The organism is Streptomyces sp. NC-S4 (assembly GCF_054353315.1).
In genome coordinates this window covers 4,282,517-4,299,293 of the sequence record NZ_CM135937.1, presented here as the reverse complement: position 1 = coordinate 4,299,293, position 16,777 = coordinate 4,282,517, and the positions used below count along the sequence as shown (strand labels likewise).

General features: G+C 71.4%; 25 protein-coding genes. 6 read left to right on the top strand and 19 right to left on the bottom strand.

The features are described 5' to 3' along the window. The first annotated feature begins 81 nt into the window (after positions 1-81). From ACXNSR_RS19140 to ACXNSR_RS19120, 5 genes are all read left to right on the top strand, one after another. Positions 82-285, top strand: a complete 204-nt coding sequence (locus tag ACXNSR_RS19140; protein ID WP_458643179.1) for a hypothetical protein — start codon at positions 82-84, stop codon at positions 283-285. Continuing rightward, positions 282-527 (top strand): hypothetical protein, encoded by a 246-nt coding sequence (locus ACXNSR_RS19135; RefSeq protein WP_458643178.1) that lies wholly within the window; start codon positions 282-284, stop codon positions 525-527. The genes ACXNSR_RS19140 and ACXNSR_RS19135 overlap by 4 nt, the downstream gene beginning before the upstream one ends. Continuing rightward, positions 524-805: a hypothetical protein gene (locus ACXNSR_RS19130; RefSeq protein ID WP_458643177.1), complete on the top strand. Its 282-nt coding sequence runs from the start codon at positions 524-526 to the stop codon at positions 803-805. Before ACXNSR_RS19135 ends, ACXNSR_RS19130 begins: the two co-directional genes overlap by 4 nt. Before the next feature lie 294 nt (positions 806-1,099). Beyond that, positions 1,100-1,531, top strand: a complete 432-nt coding sequence (locus ACXNSR_RS19125; protein WP_458643176.1) for a DUF6082 family protein — start codon at positions 1,100-1,102, stop codon at positions 1,529-1,531. 666 nt (positions 1,532-2,197) lie between these two features. Then, complete coding sequence (locus ACXNSR_RS19120) at positions 2,198-2,653, top strand: hypothetical protein (RefSeq protein ID WP_458643175.1); 456 nt, start codon at positions 2,198-2,200, stop codon at positions 2,651-2,653. Positions 2,654-2,708: 55 nt separating this feature from the next. Here the strand turns inward: ACXNSR_RS19120 and ACXNSR_RS19115 are convergent, their stop codons facing one another. The 18 genes from ACXNSR_RS19115 to ACXNSR_RS19030 all read right to left on the bottom strand — a co-directional run bounded on the left by ACXNSR_RS19115 (position 2,709) and on the right by ACXNSR_RS19030 (position 16,130). Continuing rightward, positions 2,709-2,978 (bottom strand): hypothetical protein, encoded by a 270-nt coding sequence (locus tag ACXNSR_RS19115; protein WP_458643174.1) that lies wholly within the window; start codon positions 2,976-2,978, stop codon positions 2,709-2,711. After that, the gene (locus ACXNSR_RS19110) at positions 2,975-3,205 is read right to left on the bottom strand and encodes a hypothetical protein (RefSeq protein WP_458643173.1); all 231 of its coding nucleotides are present in this window, start codon (positions 3,203-3,205) and stop codon (positions 2,975-2,977) included. The genes ACXNSR_RS19115 and ACXNSR_RS19110 overlap by 4 nt, the downstream gene beginning before the upstream one ends. Positions 3,206-3,260: 55 nt before the next feature. Further along, the gene (locus ACXNSR_RS19105; protein WP_458643172.1) at positions 3,261-4,061 is read right to left on the bottom strand and encodes a peptidoglycan-binding protein; all 801 of its coding nucleotides are present in this window, start codon (positions 4,059-4,061) and stop codon (positions 3,261-3,263) included. Positions 4,062-4,132: 71 nt separating this feature from the next. Next, on the bottom strand, positions 4,133-5,632 hold the full coding sequence (locus ACXNSR_RS19100; protein ID WP_458643171.1) for an SGNH/GDSL hydrolase family protein: 1,500 nt from the start codon (positions 5,630-5,632) through the stop codon (positions 4,133-4,135). 116 nt (positions 5,633-5,748) lie between these two features. Continuing rightward, positions 5,749-6,513: a hypothetical protein gene (locus tag ACXNSR_RS19095; protein ID WP_458643170.1), complete on the bottom strand. Its 765-nt coding sequence runs from the start codon at positions 6,511-6,513 to the stop codon at positions 5,749-5,751. Then, positions 6,513-7,613, bottom strand: coding sequence for a hypothetical protein (locus ACXNSR_RS19090; protein ID WP_458643169.1), 1,101 nt, complete (start codon positions 7,611-7,613; stop codon positions 6,513-6,515). Before ACXNSR_RS19090 ends, ACXNSR_RS19095 begins: the two co-directional genes overlap by 1 nt. Further along, complete coding sequence (locus ACXNSR_RS19085) at positions 7,610-8,569, bottom strand: hypothetical protein (protein WP_458643168.1); 960 nt, start codon at positions 8,567-8,569, stop codon at positions 7,610-7,612. Before ACXNSR_RS19085 ends, ACXNSR_RS19090 begins: the two co-directional genes overlap by 4 nt. Positions 8,570-8,582: 13 nt before the next feature. Beyond that, positions 8,583-9,485: a phage distal tail protein gene (locus ACXNSR_RS19080; RefSeq protein WP_458643167.1), complete on the bottom strand. Its 903-nt coding sequence runs from the start codon at positions 9,483-9,485 to the stop codon at positions 8,583-8,585. A gap of 4 nt (positions 9,486-9,489) precedes the next feature. Beyond that, complete coding sequence (locus ACXNSR_RS19075; protein ID WP_458643166.1) at positions 9,490-11,730, bottom strand: phage tail protein; 2,241 nt, start codon at positions 11,728-11,730, stop codon at positions 9,490-9,492. Positions 11,731-11,777: 47 nt separating this feature from the next. Then, complete coding sequence (locus ACXNSR_RS19070; RefSeq protein ID WP_385572740.1) at positions 11,778-11,912, bottom strand: hypothetical protein; 135 nt, start codon at positions 11,910-11,912, stop codon at positions 11,778-11,780. 68 nt (positions 11,913-11,980) lie between these two features. Beyond that, the gene (locus ACXNSR_RS19065) at positions 11,981-12,448 is read right to left on the bottom strand and encodes a hypothetical protein (RefSeq protein ID WP_458643165.1); all 468 of its coding nucleotides are present in this window, start codon (positions 12,446-12,448) and stop codon (positions 11,981-11,983) included. Next, on the bottom strand, positions 12,445-12,912 hold the full coding sequence (locus tag ACXNSR_RS19060) for a phage tail tube protein (RefSeq protein WP_458643164.1): 468 nt from the start codon (positions 12,910-12,912) through the stop codon (positions 12,445-12,447). The genes ACXNSR_RS19065 and ACXNSR_RS19060 overlap by 4 nt, the downstream gene beginning before the upstream one ends. 12 nt (positions 12,913-12,924) lie before the next feature. Continuing rightward, positions 12,925-13,338 carry a minor capsid protein gene (locus tag ACXNSR_RS19055; RefSeq protein WP_458643163.1) on the bottom strand — a complete coding sequence of 138 codons (414 nt, stop codon included), beginning with the start codon at positions 13,336-13,338 and terminating at the stop codon, positions 12,925-12,927. After that, positions 13,331-13,687 (bottom strand): hypothetical protein, encoded by a 357-nt coding sequence (locus tag ACXNSR_RS19050; RefSeq protein ID WP_458643162.1) that lies wholly within the window; start codon positions 13,685-13,687, stop codon positions 13,331-13,333. Before ACXNSR_RS19050 ends, ACXNSR_RS19055 begins: the two co-directional genes overlap by 8 nt. Further along, positions 13,684-13,989: a hypothetical protein gene (locus tag ACXNSR_RS19045; RefSeq protein WP_458643161.1), complete on the bottom strand. Its 306-nt coding sequence runs from the start codon at positions 13,987-13,989 to the stop codon at positions 13,684-13,686. The genes ACXNSR_RS19050 and ACXNSR_RS19045 overlap by 4 nt, the downstream gene beginning before the upstream one ends. An 11-nt stretch (positions 13,990-14,000) precedes the next feature. Continuing rightward, entirely contained in the window at positions 14,001-14,381 is a 381-nt protein-coding gene (locus tag ACXNSR_RS19040; protein WP_458643160.1) for a hypothetical protein, read from the bottom strand. A 152-nt stretch (positions 14,382-14,533) separates the two neighbouring features. Further along, complete coding sequence (locus tag ACXNSR_RS19035; protein ID WP_458643159.1) at positions 14,534-15,391, bottom strand: phage major capsid protein; 858 nt, start codon at positions 15,389-15,391, stop codon at positions 14,534-14,536. A 64-nt stretch (positions 15,392-15,455) separates the two neighbouring features. Continuing rightward, a complete protein-coding gene (locus ACXNSR_RS19030) occupies positions 15,456-16,130 on the bottom strand; it encodes a hypothetical protein (protein ID WP_458643158.1) in 675 nt (224 codons plus the stop codon). 128 nt (positions 16,131-16,258) lie between these two features. On the opposite strand from ACXNSR_RS19030, the gene ACXNSR_RS19025 reads away from it, so the two are divergent. Next, a complete protein-coding gene (locus ACXNSR_RS19025; protein ID WP_458643157.1) occupies positions 16,259-16,657 on the top strand; it encodes an STAS domain-containing protein in 399 nt (132 codons plus the stop codon). On the opposite strand, the gene ACXNSR_RS19020 is transcribed toward ACXNSR_RS19025, so the two are convergent. Further along, positions 16,605-16,775 carry an Rmf/CrpP fold protein gene (locus ACXNSR_RS19020; RefSeq protein ID WP_458643156.1) on the bottom strand — a complete coding sequence of 57 codons (171 nt, stop codon included), beginning with the start codon at positions 16,773-16,775 and terminating at the stop codon, positions 16,605-16,607. The genes ACXNSR_RS19025 and ACXNSR_RS19020 overlap by 53 nt on opposite strands. Between the last annotated feature and the right edge of the window lie 2 nt (positions 16,776-16,777).

Sequence of the window (16,777 nt, the reverse complement as noted above, 5' to 3'; positions counted from 1 at the left end):
TCGCGCCGGTCCGGACGACTGCACGAGCAACCCCCGAGATCTTGCGAGCCCTGACGGCCGGGCTGGAAAGGCGGTTGAACGATGAGTAAGGCCAGCTCGCTCCTTGCGCTCCACTCCCCGGACCTGGAGCCCGTACCGGTGCCGGGGTGCATGATCTGCGGGGCCGCCGGGCGACACCGAGAGGCGGTCCGTCGGCTCGGTAGGACGGTCGGCGTTCAGGCCATGAACGTGATCATCGGTGCGCACCCCCACCGGGTGACCGACGGCGAGGACGTGTCGGCGTGAGCGCCCCCGAGGAGAGCGGCGAAGCCGCTTGGGTGCCGCACATCGGCGACCTGGTCAAGATCGAGTCCACGGGGACGCTCGGCCGGCTCATGGGCCGTGACTGGGGCCTGTGTCAGGTCCGTCCCGAGGGGGGCGGGGTCGAGGTGGACGTCGAGTCCGGCGACCTGGTGAAGCCGACCAACGAGGAACGCGTCAGCGCCGGTGTCCGGCACGCCAACGCGCGGAGCTGGGGGCACCTGTGAATCCGGAAGAGGTCTTCGCGTTCACGGCGGAGGAGCGCGCCGAGTTGGAAGCGGGTTGGGTCGACATGGTCGTCAAGCAGGAAGCCGCGGCGGTTTCGGCCGCCATAGAAGAGGCCGTGCCGCTGTTGATGCGTGCGGCGGCCGTGGCGCGCCGGCCCCGGAGCAGGACCAGGAAGGCGTACGACTTCGTGGCGCGGTTCGCGGGCCCGCTCTTCCTCGTGACCGTCGCGGGTACGACGGGGGCCGTCATCATCCTGGCCTTTGCGAGTGCCTGGTGATCCCGCCCGCGCCCGTGCGCATGTGCGGTGCCGTGGTCGTTCTCAGACCGGAGCACATCGCGGACGTTCGCAGGAAGCCCGTACGGGCGCCCGCGTGGACCGGCGCCGTGCGAGAGGTGGCCGTATGCGCACGGCAGTGGCACGGGTCGGGGCCCGGGTCGGGCTGGCACGAATGCGCGCTCCGACCTCTGCACTACCAGTACGGAGGGACGGCGGTCGGCATCCGCTGGCGAGCACACCAGGTGCACACCGTCCTCATGAAGTAGCAACCGGTCACCACCGAAAGGGACCCCTGTGAAGATCCACCCCGCTGCCGTGCTGGTCGTCGCGGCCGTCGCCGCGCACAGCGTGCTGACCATCCGGCAGAGCCGGAAGGAGGCGCACATGACCGTTGCGCAGATGCATCAACGTCTCCTGTCTGACGAGGAGAACAACGGCGAGTTGGCGGCCGTGTGGGCCGGGGTCTACGAGGACGAAGCGCCGGCCCGCTTCCGGCACATCAACCGGTGGATCAGCCTGTGGGGACTCTCCTACCGCGTGGGTGTGCTCTCCGCTGACGACGTGTCGTACTACGTGCGGAACGCGATGGACGGCGAGGCGTTCCGCGCGTTCTGGAACGTCGCTAGGCCCCTCCGCCTGAACAGCGCGCGCGACAAGACCGACCAGGAGTTCAACAAGGTCGTTGACGCCGCCTACCGCGCCGCTTGCCCCCGGGTCGCGGCCTAGGTTCGAAGACTCCGACTCCTGCCCGCTATCCGCCATGGCCGCGAGATACGCAGGGGGCGGGTTGAACGCTTCGGCTGTCCCCTTCCCACCGACACAGCCGAAGCCGCCGGGGGACCAAGCCCCACCCCTGGCGCCCCACCGCGGCCCCGCCCGTCCGCTCCAGCGAGCGGGGCCGCGCCCACGACGCGGCGCCCTGCGGCGCCGCCCCACGTCTCCGTCGTTGCCGGACGGAACCGAGATCGAGGCTCCCCTACCTGCCTTCGTCTCGGGATCCCGGCAGGGACGGTGCAAGCCCCCGCCCAGGGTGGGCGGGTGATGGATCAGGAGGTGTCGATGTCCGATCCGCGCGAGAACCAGGGGAAGCCCCCGCCGCCGGTCGTGGCGTAGCACGTCCGCTCGCCCTGCTGCGGGGCGGGAGCACCACCAGCTAGGTCATGCACCACCCATCGAGAGAAGGGCAAGGCACATGAACACGAGCACCGTGCAGAGCTGGGCAGTCGTCGCGGGAGACCCCGACAACACCGACATCGAGGACGGCGACGGCGGCGGCAGCAACCCGCCCCAGACCCCCGAAGCGGCCTAACCATCCGCGTGACCGGTGAGTGAAGACGGCCCCGCCCTGGGACACTGGGGCGGGGCTGTTCCACTGGGCGAGGAGAGGCGCAGATGGCAAGAGAGCTAACCGGCACGGGGAGAGTCACGCTGTTCCCACTGCTGCACATGTGGGAGCCCCAAGTCTGGGGCGTGGCCGCTTACACGTCATATGGGCACTTCGGCACGGTGGCGATCGTCGGGTATATCCCCATCCCTGAGGCGCCGGACATCCATTTCACGGACGTGGCGGCCCGGCACATTCCGTCGAACGCGGCAGCGTCGCAGCGAACCGACTGGATCTTGTGCACGGCCTGGTCCGCGCGGACGGTGCCCAAGTCGGGGTCCTTGGAAGTGGAGGATGCCGAGTGGGTCCTCGAATCTGAGGGGCGGTCCGTGCCCCACGGCAACGGGGGCAACATGTACGGCCATAGCGAGCTGCACATCGGACGACTCGCCCTGAAAGATGAGGTGTTGATGAAGCAGGCGCGAGAACTCCTACCGACCACCACGGGGTGGAGCAGGCCCTGAACGCAGAGAAGCGCCCCCCGTACGGCCCTGAGCGGCCGTACGGGGGGCGTTGGTGTTATCGGGCGGGCCCGGCCTGCCAGAGGGCGAGTAGGACGCCCAGGACGGCGACCAGGGCCGCGAGGGACGGGAGGGGCCAGCGGCCTCGTTCGAGGTTGTCGAGGCGGGCCTCGTGGTCGGCGATCTTGCTGTCGGTCTGGTCGCTTCGCTGCACGAGCAGGGCGAGGGAGCCGTCGATACGGGTCATGCCGACCTCGACGACCGCGCGGAGGCGTTCGAGTTCGAGGGCGACGCCGGGGGCGGTGTCGTCCGGGGCCGGCGGGGTCACTCTGCGGCCTCGGTGTCGACCAGGCCCAGGCCGACGCGGTCGAGGAGCGCCTCGACGGCCTGGAGCTGCATCACGCGGGCGAGGCCAGCGGCGACGGCCAGGGCGCCCGCGACGTACGGGAGGGTGGCCGGGATGCCGGACGCAGCGACGATGGCGGGCAGCGCGAGGGCGAGTGCGACGGCGGTCTGTAGGGCGGTGCGGACGGTGCGCTTGTTGGCGGGGGTCATGGGTACCTCTCGGGGTGGGTCCGGCCACCCGGGCGGCCGGATCGGTGGGTGGGGGTCAGACCTTCGGGACGCGGAGGGCGTCCCAGGTCTTCGGGCCCGGCCACCCGTCGGCGCCGGTTCCGGTGTGGCCCTGCTTGCGCTGGTAAGCGGCGTAGCTCTGGCGGTCGGCGTCGGTCCACTGCGGGCCGGGGCCGCTGCGGTACCGGCCGCACCCTTCGGCGACCAGGCGCCGGCCCATGGCGGTGACGATCGGCGAGCGGGGCGCGCTCTTGAACCACGCGGCCCCGGGGAACGGCTCGAACTTCGGGCCCGAGGTCGGGCCCGGGTCCGGGGTGCCGCCGGGGCGCGGTGCGCCGCGCTGGACCCACGCGTACAGCGGACCGCCGGGGCAGGCGGTCGGGTGCCCGTCCTTGTGGCCCTTGATCTCGTCTCCGGCGTTGCCGTCGGCGCGCAGCCATGCGACGGCGTCGAGGATGCCGTCGAGCTGGGCGGGGGTCGGCTCGGTGAGGCCGGAGTTTCCGACCATGGCGCACACGGCGTAGTGCGCCCGGTTCAGCGCGGACGTGCCGTTGGCGCCGGTCTGGTAGTGGGCGCCGCGGCCTTCGTAGACGTAGCCGTGCGGGCACACCATCGCCGAGTACGCGATATCCGAATAGTCCTCGTCGTCGTCGGCGAGGTGCTGCGCCTGGATGGCGCGTACGCGTCCGGCGCACTGGCCGTGCGCGTCGGGGTTGGCGAGGCTCGGGGGGACGTACGAGCCCTCGTAGTGGACCTTCACGCCCCGGGCGTCGGGTATGCGGGTGAGCTTGTAGCGGGAGGCGCGGGCGCCCCACTGGGTGCGGCTGATGAACTTCACGCGGGGCCCTTTCTGGGCATGGCTGTGGCCCCCGGCGCGGTGCGCGGCGGGGGTGCGGCGGGGAGGGGTGGTTACGCGGGGAGCAGTTCGCGCACGGCGCCGACGATGCGGCGCGAGAGGTAGAAGTGCCCGGCGTCCGTGGGGTGCACCAGGTCGGTGCCCACGTAGATGGGGGCGTTGCCGGTGGTGATCCACGGGCCGTGCGTGGCGACGGCCTGCCCGTTCGCGGCGTAGATCGTGCCGGTGACCGGGGAGACGAACGGCAGGGCGGCGGCTGCGGCGGCGGCCCTCAGGGTCTCGTCGGTGGCGACGATGCTGGGGGCCGGCGTGCCCGTCGGGGCCCAGCAGCCGAGTACGTACGTCTCACATGCGGGTAGGCCCTGCTTGATCTGGGCGTACAGGGCGTCGGCGGCGGCCCGGATGACGGCCTGGTCGTTCCCGGCGACGTCGTTGTACCCCCCGAAGATGATCAGCCGGTCGGGGGCCCATCCGATGATGTCGAGCGGGGCCCGGGTGCCGAAGGTGGCGAAGGTGCCCGGGTTGACGTACCCGGTACCGCCGCGCCCCGACTCCCACACGTCGGTGGTGCCGAGCAGGCGGGCGGCGCGCGCCACCCATGTGCCCTGGCCCCCGCCCGTGTTGTGGGCGCTCCCGTCGCTGATGGAGTCGCCCAGGACGGCCAGGCGCCCGCCCTGCAACGGGACGCGCCACAGACCAGCGGTCGGGGGGAGGTAGACCCCGCCGAACGGCATCGTGGTGCAGTCGAGCCGGATCGTCCGGGGGACGGCGCTGCCAAGGTCGATGGTGATCAGGTGGCCTGATCCGGCGTTGGTGCCGCCCGCCGGTTGGGTGGTGTCGCTGACCTTGCGCCCGTCGATGGTCAGGCGGAACTGAGACGCGGTGCTGATGTGCTTGTAACGGACCTGGATGTACCGGCTGTCGGTGCCGAACTCGACGCACCACACGGCCTGTCCGCTGGTGTAGAGGTTGGGGTACCTCGACGTCGGTAGTACGTACTGGTTGTCGGGGGTGCCGGTGCCGGCCAGGAACCCGCCTGCCCCTGCGAACGTGAACGCGCCCCGGACCTCGCTGCCGGTGAGGGCGACGGGGGCGGGCACGTGCCGGATGTATCCGGCGGTCGGGGTGGTGCCGAGCGTGGTCGTGATGACCGGGGCCGGTCCGGGGTACAGGGAATCCGCGGTGAAGAGGTCGGGTAGGTCGCGGCGGCGCCACTTCGTGTTCGACGGTCCGGGCGGGCCCTGGATGCCCTGGGGGCCGGTGGAGCCCTTCGGGCCGGTCGGTCCGGGGACGGCCAGATAGTTGGGCTTCGTCGGGTCGGTGGGCGCGATGTCGGCGAGGTCAACGTCGTCTTTCGCGGCGGGGATGAGGATGTTGTACGAGCGGTTCGTACCGACCCCGGCGAGCTGTTCGGTGACGACGTAGGACCAGCCGGTGGGCGTCATCCCGGGGGCGTCCGTCGCGGGCAGGGTGACCGATATTCGGCCCTGGGGGTCGAGCTGGGCGGTGACCGGGCCGCCGAGAATGACGTCGGCGGCGCCGAAGGTCAACATTGCTGGGGCCCGGAAGGACACGGACCCGGTGAGGGGCTGGCCGTTGGGGAATAGGAAGCGTCCCCGAACGGTGACGACGGGGATGGTGACGGGCAGAGTTATGGCGGGGCTCCTTCCTAAGGGGTTCGAATCGGGTCGGTGGGCTTTTCAGCCGCTGTGTATGTGTTCCGGCCGGTAGCGCAATAGAGGCGGGTCTCGATGTTGGACCCGGAGGTTTTGCAGCGGTGTTCTACCGTCCACGTCACGTATTCCATGTATTCGACGCCGTGCATGGGGACGGTGATTACGCGGGTGGTCCAGTCGGTGGCCGGGCAGTCGTATTCGGCTACGATCTGGGATCCGGCGGCGGACTCCTTAGTGACCTTGACCTGTCCCCCACCTGCGGCGGCGTAGGTCACGAGCGTGATCTCGGCGACGGCGTTGATGGCGGGGCCCCCGCCCCACCATGCGATTTCGTAACTGGTCTGGCCGGTGTCCTGTCGCTCAGTTGGGTGGAGCTGTAGCGGAATCCACGGGCGGCCCAGAAATCGGTCCGAGTAGAAGTCGTCCATAAAGAGCTGCCGGTTTTTCGCGCCCTCGTCCCGCGACTGAATGCGGATCATCTGACTGGTGGTGGACACGTCGTGTCCGACGGTCAGGGCAGGGGTGCCATTCTCGCGGGCGAGTTTGATACCCCAGTCCCCTTGGGGGGTCTGTCCGGACTCAAACACGACCTTTCCGGTTGGGGCCTGGGCGATCAGCCGGCCACCCTCGCCGATCCGGATGTCGCCGTGCATGATCTCGGTCAGGGCCGGACGCATCTGGGCGCGCCCGGCGAGTTCGCGGACGCGCCGTTCGAGGTCGCGGACGCGGTCGAGCAGGTCTTGCGGAACAGCGGCCATTAGGGCAACTCCAGAAAGAGGCGGGCGACTTCGGGGCGTCCGCGCTCCGGCGCGGTGATGGCGACTCCGACGACCCGGTACCGGGCGTCGAGGCCGTCGGGCCACATCAGGTCGTTGATCCGCAGGCGGACGGTCGCGCCGAGCAGGGCGGGGGTAAGGGGGGTGCGGGCGAGGGCGACCGTGACTTCGGGGATGGTGCGCGGGGTGCGCGCGGCGGCCCAGTCGCCTGCGGCGTGCCGGTTCAGGGTGGAGAGCTGTTCCACGGTGGTGTGGTCGCTGGAGCCGTCGAGGCGCGGCCACCCGGCGGCGTGCGCGGTGGTGTCGACCAGCTCGGCCGACATGAGCGGTACGGAATCCGCGGCGGCGTTCGTGTTGATGGCGGCGCCCCGGGACTGCCACACGGTGGCCTGCTTCGTCGCGTCGACAGGCCACGTGTACGAGAGGACCGGGCCCGGCCGGGTGAGGACGATGTCGTTCCGGCCGGTGCGGATGACCGGGTGTCCCAGCTGCAACCGCTTGATGCGGCGCCCGCTGACGGGGTCGCGGTGCGCGGCGATCCGCCATTCGAACCCGTTCTCGACCCCGGCGAGGCCGTCGAGCATTTCGCGGATGGTCTTGAGGTCGTAGCGCGAGTAGGTGCGGTCCCGCAGTACCCCGGAGGTGCGGGCGTCGTACTCGATGCCGATGTCTCCGCCGGTGGTGTCCTGGGCGTACTCGACCATGTACCGGGCCAGGTCGAATTGGTCCATGCCCTCGGCGACGCCGGACGTCATCAACAGCCGGTGGTCGAGGTAGCTTTCGAATGATCCGGCCTGGAGGCTCATGGATATCCGGCCGCGTTCGTCGCTTCGTATCTCGGTGGTCCAGATCAGACCGCCCCACCAGATGTCGCCGTCGCGCTCCAGCCATAGGGCCGTGCGGCCGGGGATGACGGACTCACGGACCCGGGCGGCGATCCGGGTGTTCGGTATGGGGATGGTGCCGGTACAGCTGCCGATCTTGCCTATGAAGGTGTCGAGGGAGACCCCGTGCAGCGGCAGTACGTCGAGCAGCTGATCGGAGCGGAGATCACAGATCAGGGCGCGGTACGCCCTGGTCATGGGCGCGCCCACGAGATCCCGTTCAGGTAGATGGCCCAGCACGTGGGGCCGGCCATGCTGAGGACGAACCCGGTACGGCCCACCAGGGCGCCGGTCGGGGCGGTGCTCCCTGCGAGGCCGCACGGCAGGTGCAGCCAGAAAGGCGCGGGGATGGTGCCGGGCAGGTTCACCACAACGGCGCCGTTGTTGATGTTGCCCCCGCCCGACTTGGCGATCTCCCCGCGCAGCCATACGCGGTCGTTGTGGATGGCGTACTGGGCAGGCGAGTGCGAGGGCGAGACCAGGCCGGCGGGCAGGGGAAGGGCCTGCCACTGGATCGGCTTGATCACGGGTTCCCACGCGGTCCCGCTCCAGCGCTCCAGCTCGGCCCCGTTGTCGCGGTACTGCCCGGGATACCCGCCGTTGAAGGAGAGGGAGTAGCCGCGCGGCACGATCCCGCCGTACGCGGAGGTGTACCGCCTGCGGTCCGTGAGCGCGGACGCCCAGCTGATCCCGCCCGTACCGGCGGACGTCCCGGCGGGTACAGCGATCTCCCACAGCCGGATGGACGAGTTGGGCAGGCCCGGCGCGCTCGGCGTTGCGCTCGGCGTGCCGGTGACGATCTCCAGCTGTACAGCGGTCTGCTGGCTCGTGTCGTACAGCGCGTCGTACAGCCGGATGGCGACGGCGTCGATGCGGGGGTGCTGGGCGTGCCCGTCCGGCACGGTCAGGGTGACCGGCGCGGTCACGGCGACCGGGTAAGCGCCCTGGGCGGTGGTGCCCTGGATGATGGCGCGGCCGGTGTTGATCTGCACTTGCATGGCGCCTACGCCGGTGGCGGCCAGTCCGCTGCCTCCGGCGATCAGTCCATCGCGGGTGGTCAGGGTGCCTTCGGGCGCCATGGTGCCCAGGGGGGCGAGGCGGGTGTCTTCGCGGGTCTGTCCGTTGGGCAGCAGCCATCCGGCGCGCACGGTCATAAGGGGGGTCCTCCTACCAGTAGGCGGCGCGGTAGCGCACGGTGACGGAAGCGGCGGGGTCGTCGCTGCCGGGGGCGGCCCGGAAGATCAGCGCGGTGGGGCCGGGCGGCAGGGTGTACGCCTCTTCGGCGGCGCTGCGCGAGGTGGCGGTATAGAGGCGGCTGGCCGTGCCGTTCAGGACGACGGTGCCGTCTGCGGTGTCGATGGTGAGCCGGTCCTCGGCGGCGAGGTCGAGGTCGTATTCGAGTACGGCGCCGGTGGTGATGTTGGTCAGGGACGGCATCGACACGGGGCCGCGGAAGGTGACGACGGGGTGGGTGTCCGCGTCGCCGTCGTTGACGGCGATCAGGGTTCCGGTGGACCCGGGCGTACCGAAGTCCAGCGGCTCGGCTAGGTGCTCCGGGCCGGGGTCGGTGTGCCAGTCGAGACCTTCCTCGGCCTGCGGCAGTCGGGCGGCGGCCTCTTGTTCGTGGATGCCGTACCGGCGGGCGTCGGTCGCCTCCCACTGGAGTGCGGCCCCGGTGATGACGCCCTGCTGGTATCCGGTCGTGACGGGGATGTGCCGCCGCAGGATCCTCGCGTGGACGAGCAGGGGCCCGCGCTCGTCGAGCCACGCGGCGAGGGGCTGCTCGTCGGCGGCGACGCCGGTAGCGGCGTTCAGCGCGCCTACGACCTCGCCGATTCGGTGGGACGGCGCCCGTATGAACAGCGGGTCGAGCGTGATGGTGCGGGCCTGGGCGAACAGACTGCCCGGGTAGGCGCCGTGCCCGCCGGCCCGCAGGACGGTGCCGGAGTCGAGCGGGGGAAGGGACTCCCACCCGGCCAGGGTCTTCCACCGGTACGGCGTTCCCGCGCCGAGCAGCAGGCCGCCGAACTGGACCTGCCCGGGGGAGGTGAGTTGATCACCAGCGGACATCAGCTCACCCCCGTGCCTTCGCGGCCCACGCGAGCGCGCGGGCGTTGTCGTCGGGTGTGCCGTTCTCGGCGGCGTGCCAGTGCTCGACGTGCACCATCGCGCCGCTTGCGCCCCCGGCCGTGCCGAACGGCGACGTCTGCCCGAACGGGCTGGCGCCCACGCTGGCGCCCGCGAACGCGAGGGCCGGCGCGGGCGGCGGGGTGACGAGCTGGCGCATGGTGCGGTCGACCGCGCCCTGTCCGGACTCGATGCCCTTGACCAGACCGGCCGGGATCCACCGGCCGACGTCCCGCGCCATGACGCGCGATGGGGAGTGGATCCCCAGAGCCTTGGCGATTGGCCCGGGGATCAGATCCTTCGCCCAACCCATCAAGGTGGAGCGGAGCCAGGACCCCATGGACTGGATGCCGTTCCACAGGCCGCGTACGACGTCGCGGCCCTTGTCGACCAGGAGCGAGCCCAGGTTCCCCAGGGCGGACGACAGCATGCCGGGCAGGCCGCGCATCCAGCTGACGGCCTCGTTCGCCTTGTTGACCACGCCGTTCTTGAAGTCCGACATGGCTTGCACCGCGCGGTCCCGCAGCTGGCCGGCCATGGGAGCGACGGCGGAGGCCGCGCGGCCGGGCAGGCCGCGCAGGAACTCGACGGCCTTGTCGATGCCCGCGCTGATCCACTCGCCCAACTTCCCGGCGATCTGTCCGATCAGCTGGCCCGCGTTGGACACGGCCTGCTTGGCGAGGTCCCACGCCTTCCCGAAGTCTCCGTTCAGCAGGGCCACGACGGCGCTGATGACGGGTACGACGACCTGCGAAATGACGGCGGCCAGGCCGTTTGCGAAGATGCCCGCGAGCTGTCCGATCAGCCCGATCAGCGGGGTGATCAGCGGCATCAGCGCGTTCAGTGCGCCGATGAGCAGCTGACCGATGGCGGGCAGCAGCGGGGCCAGGGCGACGAGGACCTGACCGAAGGCCGCGCCGACCGTCGCGAGCGACGGCGACAGAGCCAAGATCAGATCCGCGAGGATCGGCAGAATCGTTTCTGCCAGTTCCCCGATGACAGCCGCGAACGGTGTTACCAGGCCCGGGAGTTGGGCCAGGATCGGGGACAGTGCACCGGCCAGCGCCTCGACCAGGATCCCGACGGTGGGGCCCAGCTGTACGAGGACGTCGCCCAGCGCGTTGAGCAGGGGCGTTACGGCGGGCAGGACGGAGGCGACCAGCGCGCCGATGACCGGCAGGAGCGGCGAGACGGCGTCGATCAGCGTGCCGAACGCGCCCGCGACCGCGCCGAGTACGGGCCCGAGCGCGCCCACGATCGGCGCGAGGCCGTCGCCCAGGGCCGTCATCAGCCGCGCGAGCGGCGGGCCCAGGGAAGCCAGTGCGGGGGCGAGCGCGTCGAGCAGGGTCTCGACGAGCGGCGCGAGCGCCCCCATGAGGGCCGACAGCACCGGTCCGCCGGCCTCGGCCAGCGTCCCGATGAACCCGCCCAGTGCGGGCAGGATGATGGACAGGCCCTCGAAAAAACCCGACAGCCCCTCAGCCGCTCCGGCCGCGCCGGAACTGACCCCGTCGAAGAAGCCAGAGAGGCCGTCGCCGAGCAGGCCGAAGCCCTCGGACAAGGTTTCGACGACCGGCTGTGCCGCCTGGACGACGTTGACCAGGCCGGGCATGACGTTCTTGACCAGATCGCCGATGCCCGCGACGAGCGGCTGAACCATCGGGGCGACCCCGGCGAACAGCTCGCCCAGTCGGGGCGCGATGTCCTTGACGGTCTGGCCGATCTGCCCGGCCGCCTCGACGAACGGTTTGACGAGCGGCTGAGCGGCCTTCTGAACGGTGGCCTTGGCCGACTCGGCCATGTCCGAGAACGCGCTCTTTACCTGCTCGTTCTCGGCGAGCACCTTGGCGCCCAGCCCGATGATGGCGAGCGGGACGGCGGCGACCGCGCCGCCAGCGACCAAGGCGCTTCCGGCGAGAAGCTTGGTCGAGGTGGCGGCTGCGCCCAGCATCGGGCCGATGCCGGCCAGGCTGCGGCCCGCCCGGTCCGCGCCCGCCTCGAACCCTCCGGCGAGGCCCCCGCCCATCTCCGAGCCAGCGGCGACGAACCGCCCACGCATGTCCCTGAGGCGGCCGTCAGCATCGCGCTGGAGCCCTTCGAGAGCGGCCTCGGTCCGCTCGACACCGGCCTGTGCGCCGGAGTCGTCAAGGTCGATATAACCGGTCAGCTCACCGATGGTGAGGGCCAAGGGGAGATCACCCCCTCGGCCGCGCGGTTAGGCGGCTAACTCACTATTTACATAGGCATGCCGGTGAGAGCTGCGATCTCGGCCGGGTCGTTCACGGTGCGCGGTGTGCGCTGCCAGCGCTGCGCGAAACGGGACTCGGACGGCAGTCCGCCGAGCAGGACCAGGAAGCGGCGCACGGGCATCTGCGCAACCTGGTTCTCGCCGAGGTGGTACTCGCGGGCGAGGTCCGCCTCGACGGACGCCCAGTTAGTCAGGACCGCTTGCCAGAACTCCGCGGCTTGCCCTGCTTGCCCTTCGGGCGGGGGCGCGGCCGGGCTTTTCCCGCCGTGCCCTTGGCGGCCTCGCGGGCGTCGTGCGCCTCGGCGGCCTCGGCCATGGTCATGCTGCCGGGCGAGGTCATGTTCGACGTCGACCACAGCAGGACGATGCCGAAGGAGCGGTCGTCCATGCCGTTCTCGGCCCAGTGGTCGACGGCGTCCGGCCCGAACAGCGCGGCGAGCAGCCGGCGGATGTCGTCGGGGTGGGCGCTGTTGTGGACGCGGTGAAGCTGTAGCGCGAAGATCGTGGACAGCTGCGGCGGCAGGACGTAGTCACGCCCGTACAGGCGCAGCGGGACGCCCTTCGGGGCGGGCCGCGTCTGCTCGGCGAAGAACGCGTCGAAGTCGGCGACCTCGGCGACCTCGGCGGCCTGGTCGGTGTCGTCGTGGTTCTCGATCACGGGGCGACCGCCATGGTCGTGGCCGCGCCGCACCGGGTGAAGGTAGCCGACCACGACGTCTTGTCGTTGTTGCCGCCGCCCTGCTCGCCGGGGGAAACCGTAGCCTCCCAGACGCGCCACACGGTCTGTGTCTCGTGCCGGTACCGCAGGCGGTTGCGGGACTCGTAGCCGAGCCGTTCGGCCCAATCGTTGTCGATGTACGCCTGCCCGAGGTCACGGGCCTTGGTGGCCTTGCTGATGCGGTACTTCCCCTCAAGGGACAGGGACGCGCCGCGCTGCATGACGTCCTGCTCGTACTGCCCGGCGGAGTCGAACGCGACCGTTTCGGTCGTCTCCTCGTTCTCGGACGGGTTGTAGTTCCACGTGTCGATACCGGCGATCGGAAGCCAGACGTCCGGGTCCGAGTCGGTGTCCTCGACCTCGAAACGCCAGCCTCGGGCGTCGATGGGGCGGGTGTCCGCCATGGGGGGTGCTCCTTACAAGGTGGTGGGGGCGGCGAGGGCGAGGTCGAGGTTCACGACGTGCTCGTGCCTGCCGGATGAGTCGGGCCCCATGGGGGCGGGGAGGCCGCGCGCGGTCGCGAGGGTGAGCCAGATACCGCCGGGCAGTTCGACCCCGGCGAGGCCGTGCAGCGCGTCGTGCAGGGCCTCGCACCGGTCGCGGGAGACGCGCGGGTCGGCGGTGCCGCGCACCCGGATCTGTAGGCGGCGGTCCTGGTCGTCGTCGCGGGAGGTGTGCGCGCCCGCGTCGTACAGGGCGAGGGACACGGCCAGATCGGGGGCCGGCGGCATGGCCTCGATGAAGCAGTCGCCGGACACGCCCGCCGGGTCGTAGACGACCAAGGCGCGGGCGGCGAGGTACCGGGCGAGGGAGTCGAGCGGGCTAGCCACGCAGGGACCGGCGCAGCTGCGCGGCGATGATCGCGGCGGCCTGGTCGGCCTCGGTCGTCATCGGCCCTTCGAGGTACTTCGCGGTCCGTCCAGCGTCGTGCTGGTAGGACAGCTCCTCGTGCTGGCGGACCGCGTACACGGTGTCGTACGAGACGGCGGCCGTGAGCGAGGACTCGTCCACGGTGGCCGTACCGGAGCGTTCGAGGGTGGCCTCTTCGATCGGGACGCGCTTGCGGGACTCGGCGAGCACGTGCTCGGCGGCCAGGCGCAGGCCCCGGAGGGCCCCCGCGCGGGTGCCGCGCAGGACTGCGTCACCGTTGAGCCGTAGGCGGCTGCGCTGGGGGCTCATTCGCACATCACCTCCACGCAGTCGGGGACGGGCAGGCCGGGGGCGCTGTGGTCGGCGACCGACAGGGCGGTTGTGATCCGGCCGGACGGGAGGGTGATGCGGGACCCGGGCGGGCAGTCGAGGCCCGGGGCGGTGATGACCTGGGCGGTCGACACGGTTTCGCGGCCGTCGCTGGCCCGTCGGACCTGCCGGACGGTCGGAGCGACCATGGCCCGGATGCCGGGGACGGGCGGCCCGTAGGCGGGCCCGTAGGCGGTGTCCCCGAGGTACGGCTCGACGGTGACGCGCTGAGTCAGGAACACGGCGGGGATGATCACCCGATCACCCCCGGCAGCAGGCCAACCGCGCGCAGCGCCCGGTACGCGCGCGGGGCGAGGTCGACGCCGGAGGCGTCCCGCGGGCCGGGCCGGCGCCCGGTGAGGGCCACCGGCCCGATGCTGACGGAGTCCCACCGGGCACCGGCGCCGGTGCCGTCGTCGCCGGACGCGAGCCAGTATTCGACCTGCGCGCAGGAGGCGTTTGCCAGTGCGGTAACGATCTCCGGATCGGTGGGGTCTCCGTCTTCGTCGACGTCGTACACGGCGGTGAGTAGCGCGTCGTCGATGTCCGCGCTGGCCCGTGCCAGCAGGCGGGCCGCGTCGTCGTCCGGCATCCACATCGCGAGCTGTTCGGGCGTCGCGTAGACCCTGGCCAACGGCTACTCCTCCTTGCGCTTGGACGCAGAACGCCCCGCCGGCTTCTTGGCTGGCGGGGCGTCCGGGGGTGCGTCGTCCGGCTCGGTGTCGTCCGGGGGCTTGGGTGGCTGGTGGTGGCGGCGTAGCAGCATGCAGGATCGTTTCTCCGGGGTCAGGCCGCGGCGAGGGTGCCGACGCACACGCCCCGGTCGGCGAGCCGCTTCACGGCGTAGTGCATGGTCGTGGTCACGACGGTGGAGCGGGCGAGGATGTCGCGGTCGGATTCGACCAGCGGGCGCCGCTTGTAGAGCAGGCCAAGAGAACCGGTCTTGATGAGCAGGAACTTTCCGGCCGCGACTCGGTTGGTCACGAACACGGACACGCCACCGATTCGGCCGATGCTGCCGGAGGCCGCCGCGGATTCGCCGCTGCCCAGCTTGGACGCGTCGATGAACTGCGGGTCGGCCATGGCCTCGCCCAGCTGCACGCTGTTGAGATAGATCCCGGAGAAGTCCGACGGCTCCCACTCGTCGCCGAACGTGCCGATGGCGGGCACCATGGCGTCGAGCCACGAGAACTTGGTCTTTCCGGCGGCTGTGGTGATCTTGAGCGGGTTGCCCCCGCCCTGCGCGGTCTCGTCGGCCTGCGCCTGGGCGATCAGCGCGGCGTCGACCTTCCGGGCGGCGAGGATGCCGAACTGGCGGCGTGCCTCCGCCTCCGGGTCGCCGAGCGACACAAGACGCGCCCGGTCGGTGATCTCAACGGCCTTGCCGACCTCCTTGATGGTGGCCTCGGCGGAACTGGTCGACATCGGCGTGGGCGTCATCGGCGTGCCCTCGGCGAGGTCGTCCAGCTCGCCGAGCGCGCCCCACTTCGGGAACTCGATCGTCTGGCCCGGTGCGCCCTCAAGGGTGTTGTCCTCGACGACGGCGGAGGATCCGGCGACGCGCACCTTTCCGAGGAACGCGGCCTGCGCCATGTCGCCCCAGACCTCGGGGACGATCATCTGCGCGCTGGTGGTCTGCGGCATTGCTGCTCACTTTCTCCGGCGCGCGGGGGCGCCGGGCAGGGGCCCGGCGCGGTGCCGGGAGGTATCAGCCGGCGAGGCGCCGGTAGGTGCTGGGATCGGTCTGGAACAGCTCGGCGCGCTCGCGATAGCCCATGGCGGCGAACTGCTCGGCGGTGATGCCCTGGGGCGGGGCGCTGCCGAACTCGCGCCCTGCGAGGGGCGGGCCGGTGATCTTGGCGCCGAGTCGGGGGTTCGCCAGGACGGCGGCCTTGATCGCGGCGGTGACGGCGGCCGTGTCGGCCGGGTCGACGTCGGCGAGGGCGTCGGCGAACTGTCGGGAGTCGAGCAGGGCGTCAGGGTCGGCCCCGGCCGCCGTTGCGGTGCGGTACACGGCGAGCTGTACGGCGGTCTGCCGGGCCTGGTCCTGCGCGCTGGTGAGCTGCTGGGCAAGCTCCTCCGGCGTCGCCTCCTGACCCGCCTTGGACGGGTCGAGGATGCCGAGCAGCTGCGCGGTCAGCTCGGCGCGCGCGGTGTCGGCGGCGGCCTGCTTGGCGTTGATGCGGCCCTTACCGGCCTCGGCGCGGGCGGCGGCGAGGTCCGATTCCAGACGGGCGATCGTCGCGGCCTGGTCCTGCTCGCCGGGGGCCGGCGCGGCCGGGGGCGCGGCGGGCGTCGGCGCGGTGTTCGGGTCCTGCCCGGGGGCCGCGCTCGGGGTGCCCTGCTCGCCGGTCGGGCCGGGGGTGGGGGTGGGGGTGCTCATGGTGTCGCCCTCCTGGGGCTGGTCGGCCCGCTCCTGGCGGGCGCGTGGGCATACGGGAAAGGGCCCCCACCTGGCGGGCCCTTCGGGTGATCGGCACTGGGCGGTGCCCTGCCTTGGCGGGCCCCGGGATGGGGCAAGCTGGGGGCATGACTCATGGGGATGGAAGGCTCTGTGTGTCCGTAGCGGAATCGCGCGGACGGGTCACGATGACCGTGGCCGGGGAGCTGGACTACGACACTCGGCCGCTGCTGCGCGCGGCGCTACAGGCTGCGCTTACGGGCGGCGCGTACCGCCTCGACGTCGACATGCGGGGTGTGACGTTCTGCGACTGCTCGGGGCTGAGCATCCTTCTGGCGGCCCGTACGGACGCGCGGCGGGTTGGCTGCACGTTCGGGCTTCTGGGGCCGCTGACGTCCATCGTGGGGCGCCTGTTCCGCATGGTGGGCGAGGCCGGGGCGCTGCCGGTCCGGCCTGCTACTCCGGGCTCGGCTTCCCCGCCTGTCGTCGCCCCGCCGCGTACCCCTTGATCCACGCGGTGCGCAGGATGTCGTTACGGCCGTACGGGCACACGGTCGGCGAGGCGCCGGAGCGCCCGGCGGCGGTGCCCTTCTGGTGCGCCTCGACGATCTGCGCGCGTGTCCCCACGG

Bases quoted from the DNA above. Each gene is read 5' to 3' on its own strand.
- ACXNSR_RS19080 (WP_458643167.1), bottom strand. From the start codon at position 9,485: ATGTCCGCTGGTGATCAACTCACCTCCCCCGGGCAGGTCCAGTTCGGC.
- ACXNSR_RS19060 (WP_458643164.1), bottom strand. From the start codon at position 12,912: ATGGCGGACACCCGCCCCATCGACGCCCGAGGCTGGCGTTTCGAGGTC.
- ACXNSR_RS19085 (WP_458643168.1), bottom strand. From the start codon at position 8,569: ATGACCGTGCGCGCCGGATGGCTGCTGCCCAACGGACAGACCCGCGAA.
- ACXNSR_RS19030 (WP_458643158.1), bottom strand. From the start codon at position 16,130: ATGAGCACCCCCACCCCCACCCCCGGCCCGACCGGCGAGCAGGGCACC.
- ACXNSR_RS19120 (WP_458643175.1), top strand. From the start codon at position 2,198: ATGGCAAGAGAGCTAACCGGCACGGGGAGAGTCACGCTGTTCCCACTG.
- ACXNSR_RS19090 (WP_458643169.1), bottom strand. From the start codon at position 7,613: ATGACCAGGGCGTACCGCGCCCTGATCTGTGATCTCCGCTCCGATCAG.
- ACXNSR_RS19035 (WP_458643159.1), bottom strand. From the start codon at position 15,391: ATGCCGCAGACCACCAGCGCGCAGATGATCGTCCCCGAGGTCTGGGGC.
- ACXNSR_RS19110 (WP_458643173.1), bottom strand. From the start codon at position 3,205: ATGACCCCCGCCAACAAGCGCACCGTCCGCACCGCCCTACAGACCGCC.
- ACXNSR_RS19100 (WP_458643171.1), bottom strand. From the start codon at position 5,632: ATGTTGACCTTCGGCGCCGCCGACGTCATTCTCGGCGGCCCGGTCACC.
- ACXNSR_RS19140 (WP_458643179.1), top strand. From the start codon at position 82: ATGAGTAAGGCCAGCTCGCTCCTTGCGCTCCACTCCCCGGACCTGGAG.
- ACXNSR_RS19050 (WP_458643162.1), bottom strand. From the start codon at position 13,687: ATGAGCCCCCAGCGCAGCCGCCTACGGCTCAACGGTGACGCAGTCCTG.
- ACXNSR_RS19095 (WP_458643170.1), bottom strand. From the start codon at position 6,513: ATGGCCGCTGTTCCGCAAGACCTGCTCGACCGCGTCCGCGACCTCGAA.
- ACXNSR_RS19025 (WP_458643157.1), top strand. From the start codon at position 16,259: ATGGGGCAAGCTGGGGGCATGACTCATGGGGATGGAAGGCTCTGTGTG.
- ACXNSR_RS19070 (WP_385572740.1), bottom strand. From the start codon at position 11,912: ATGCCCGTGCGCCGCTTCCTGGTCCTGCTCGGCGGACTGCCGTCCGAG.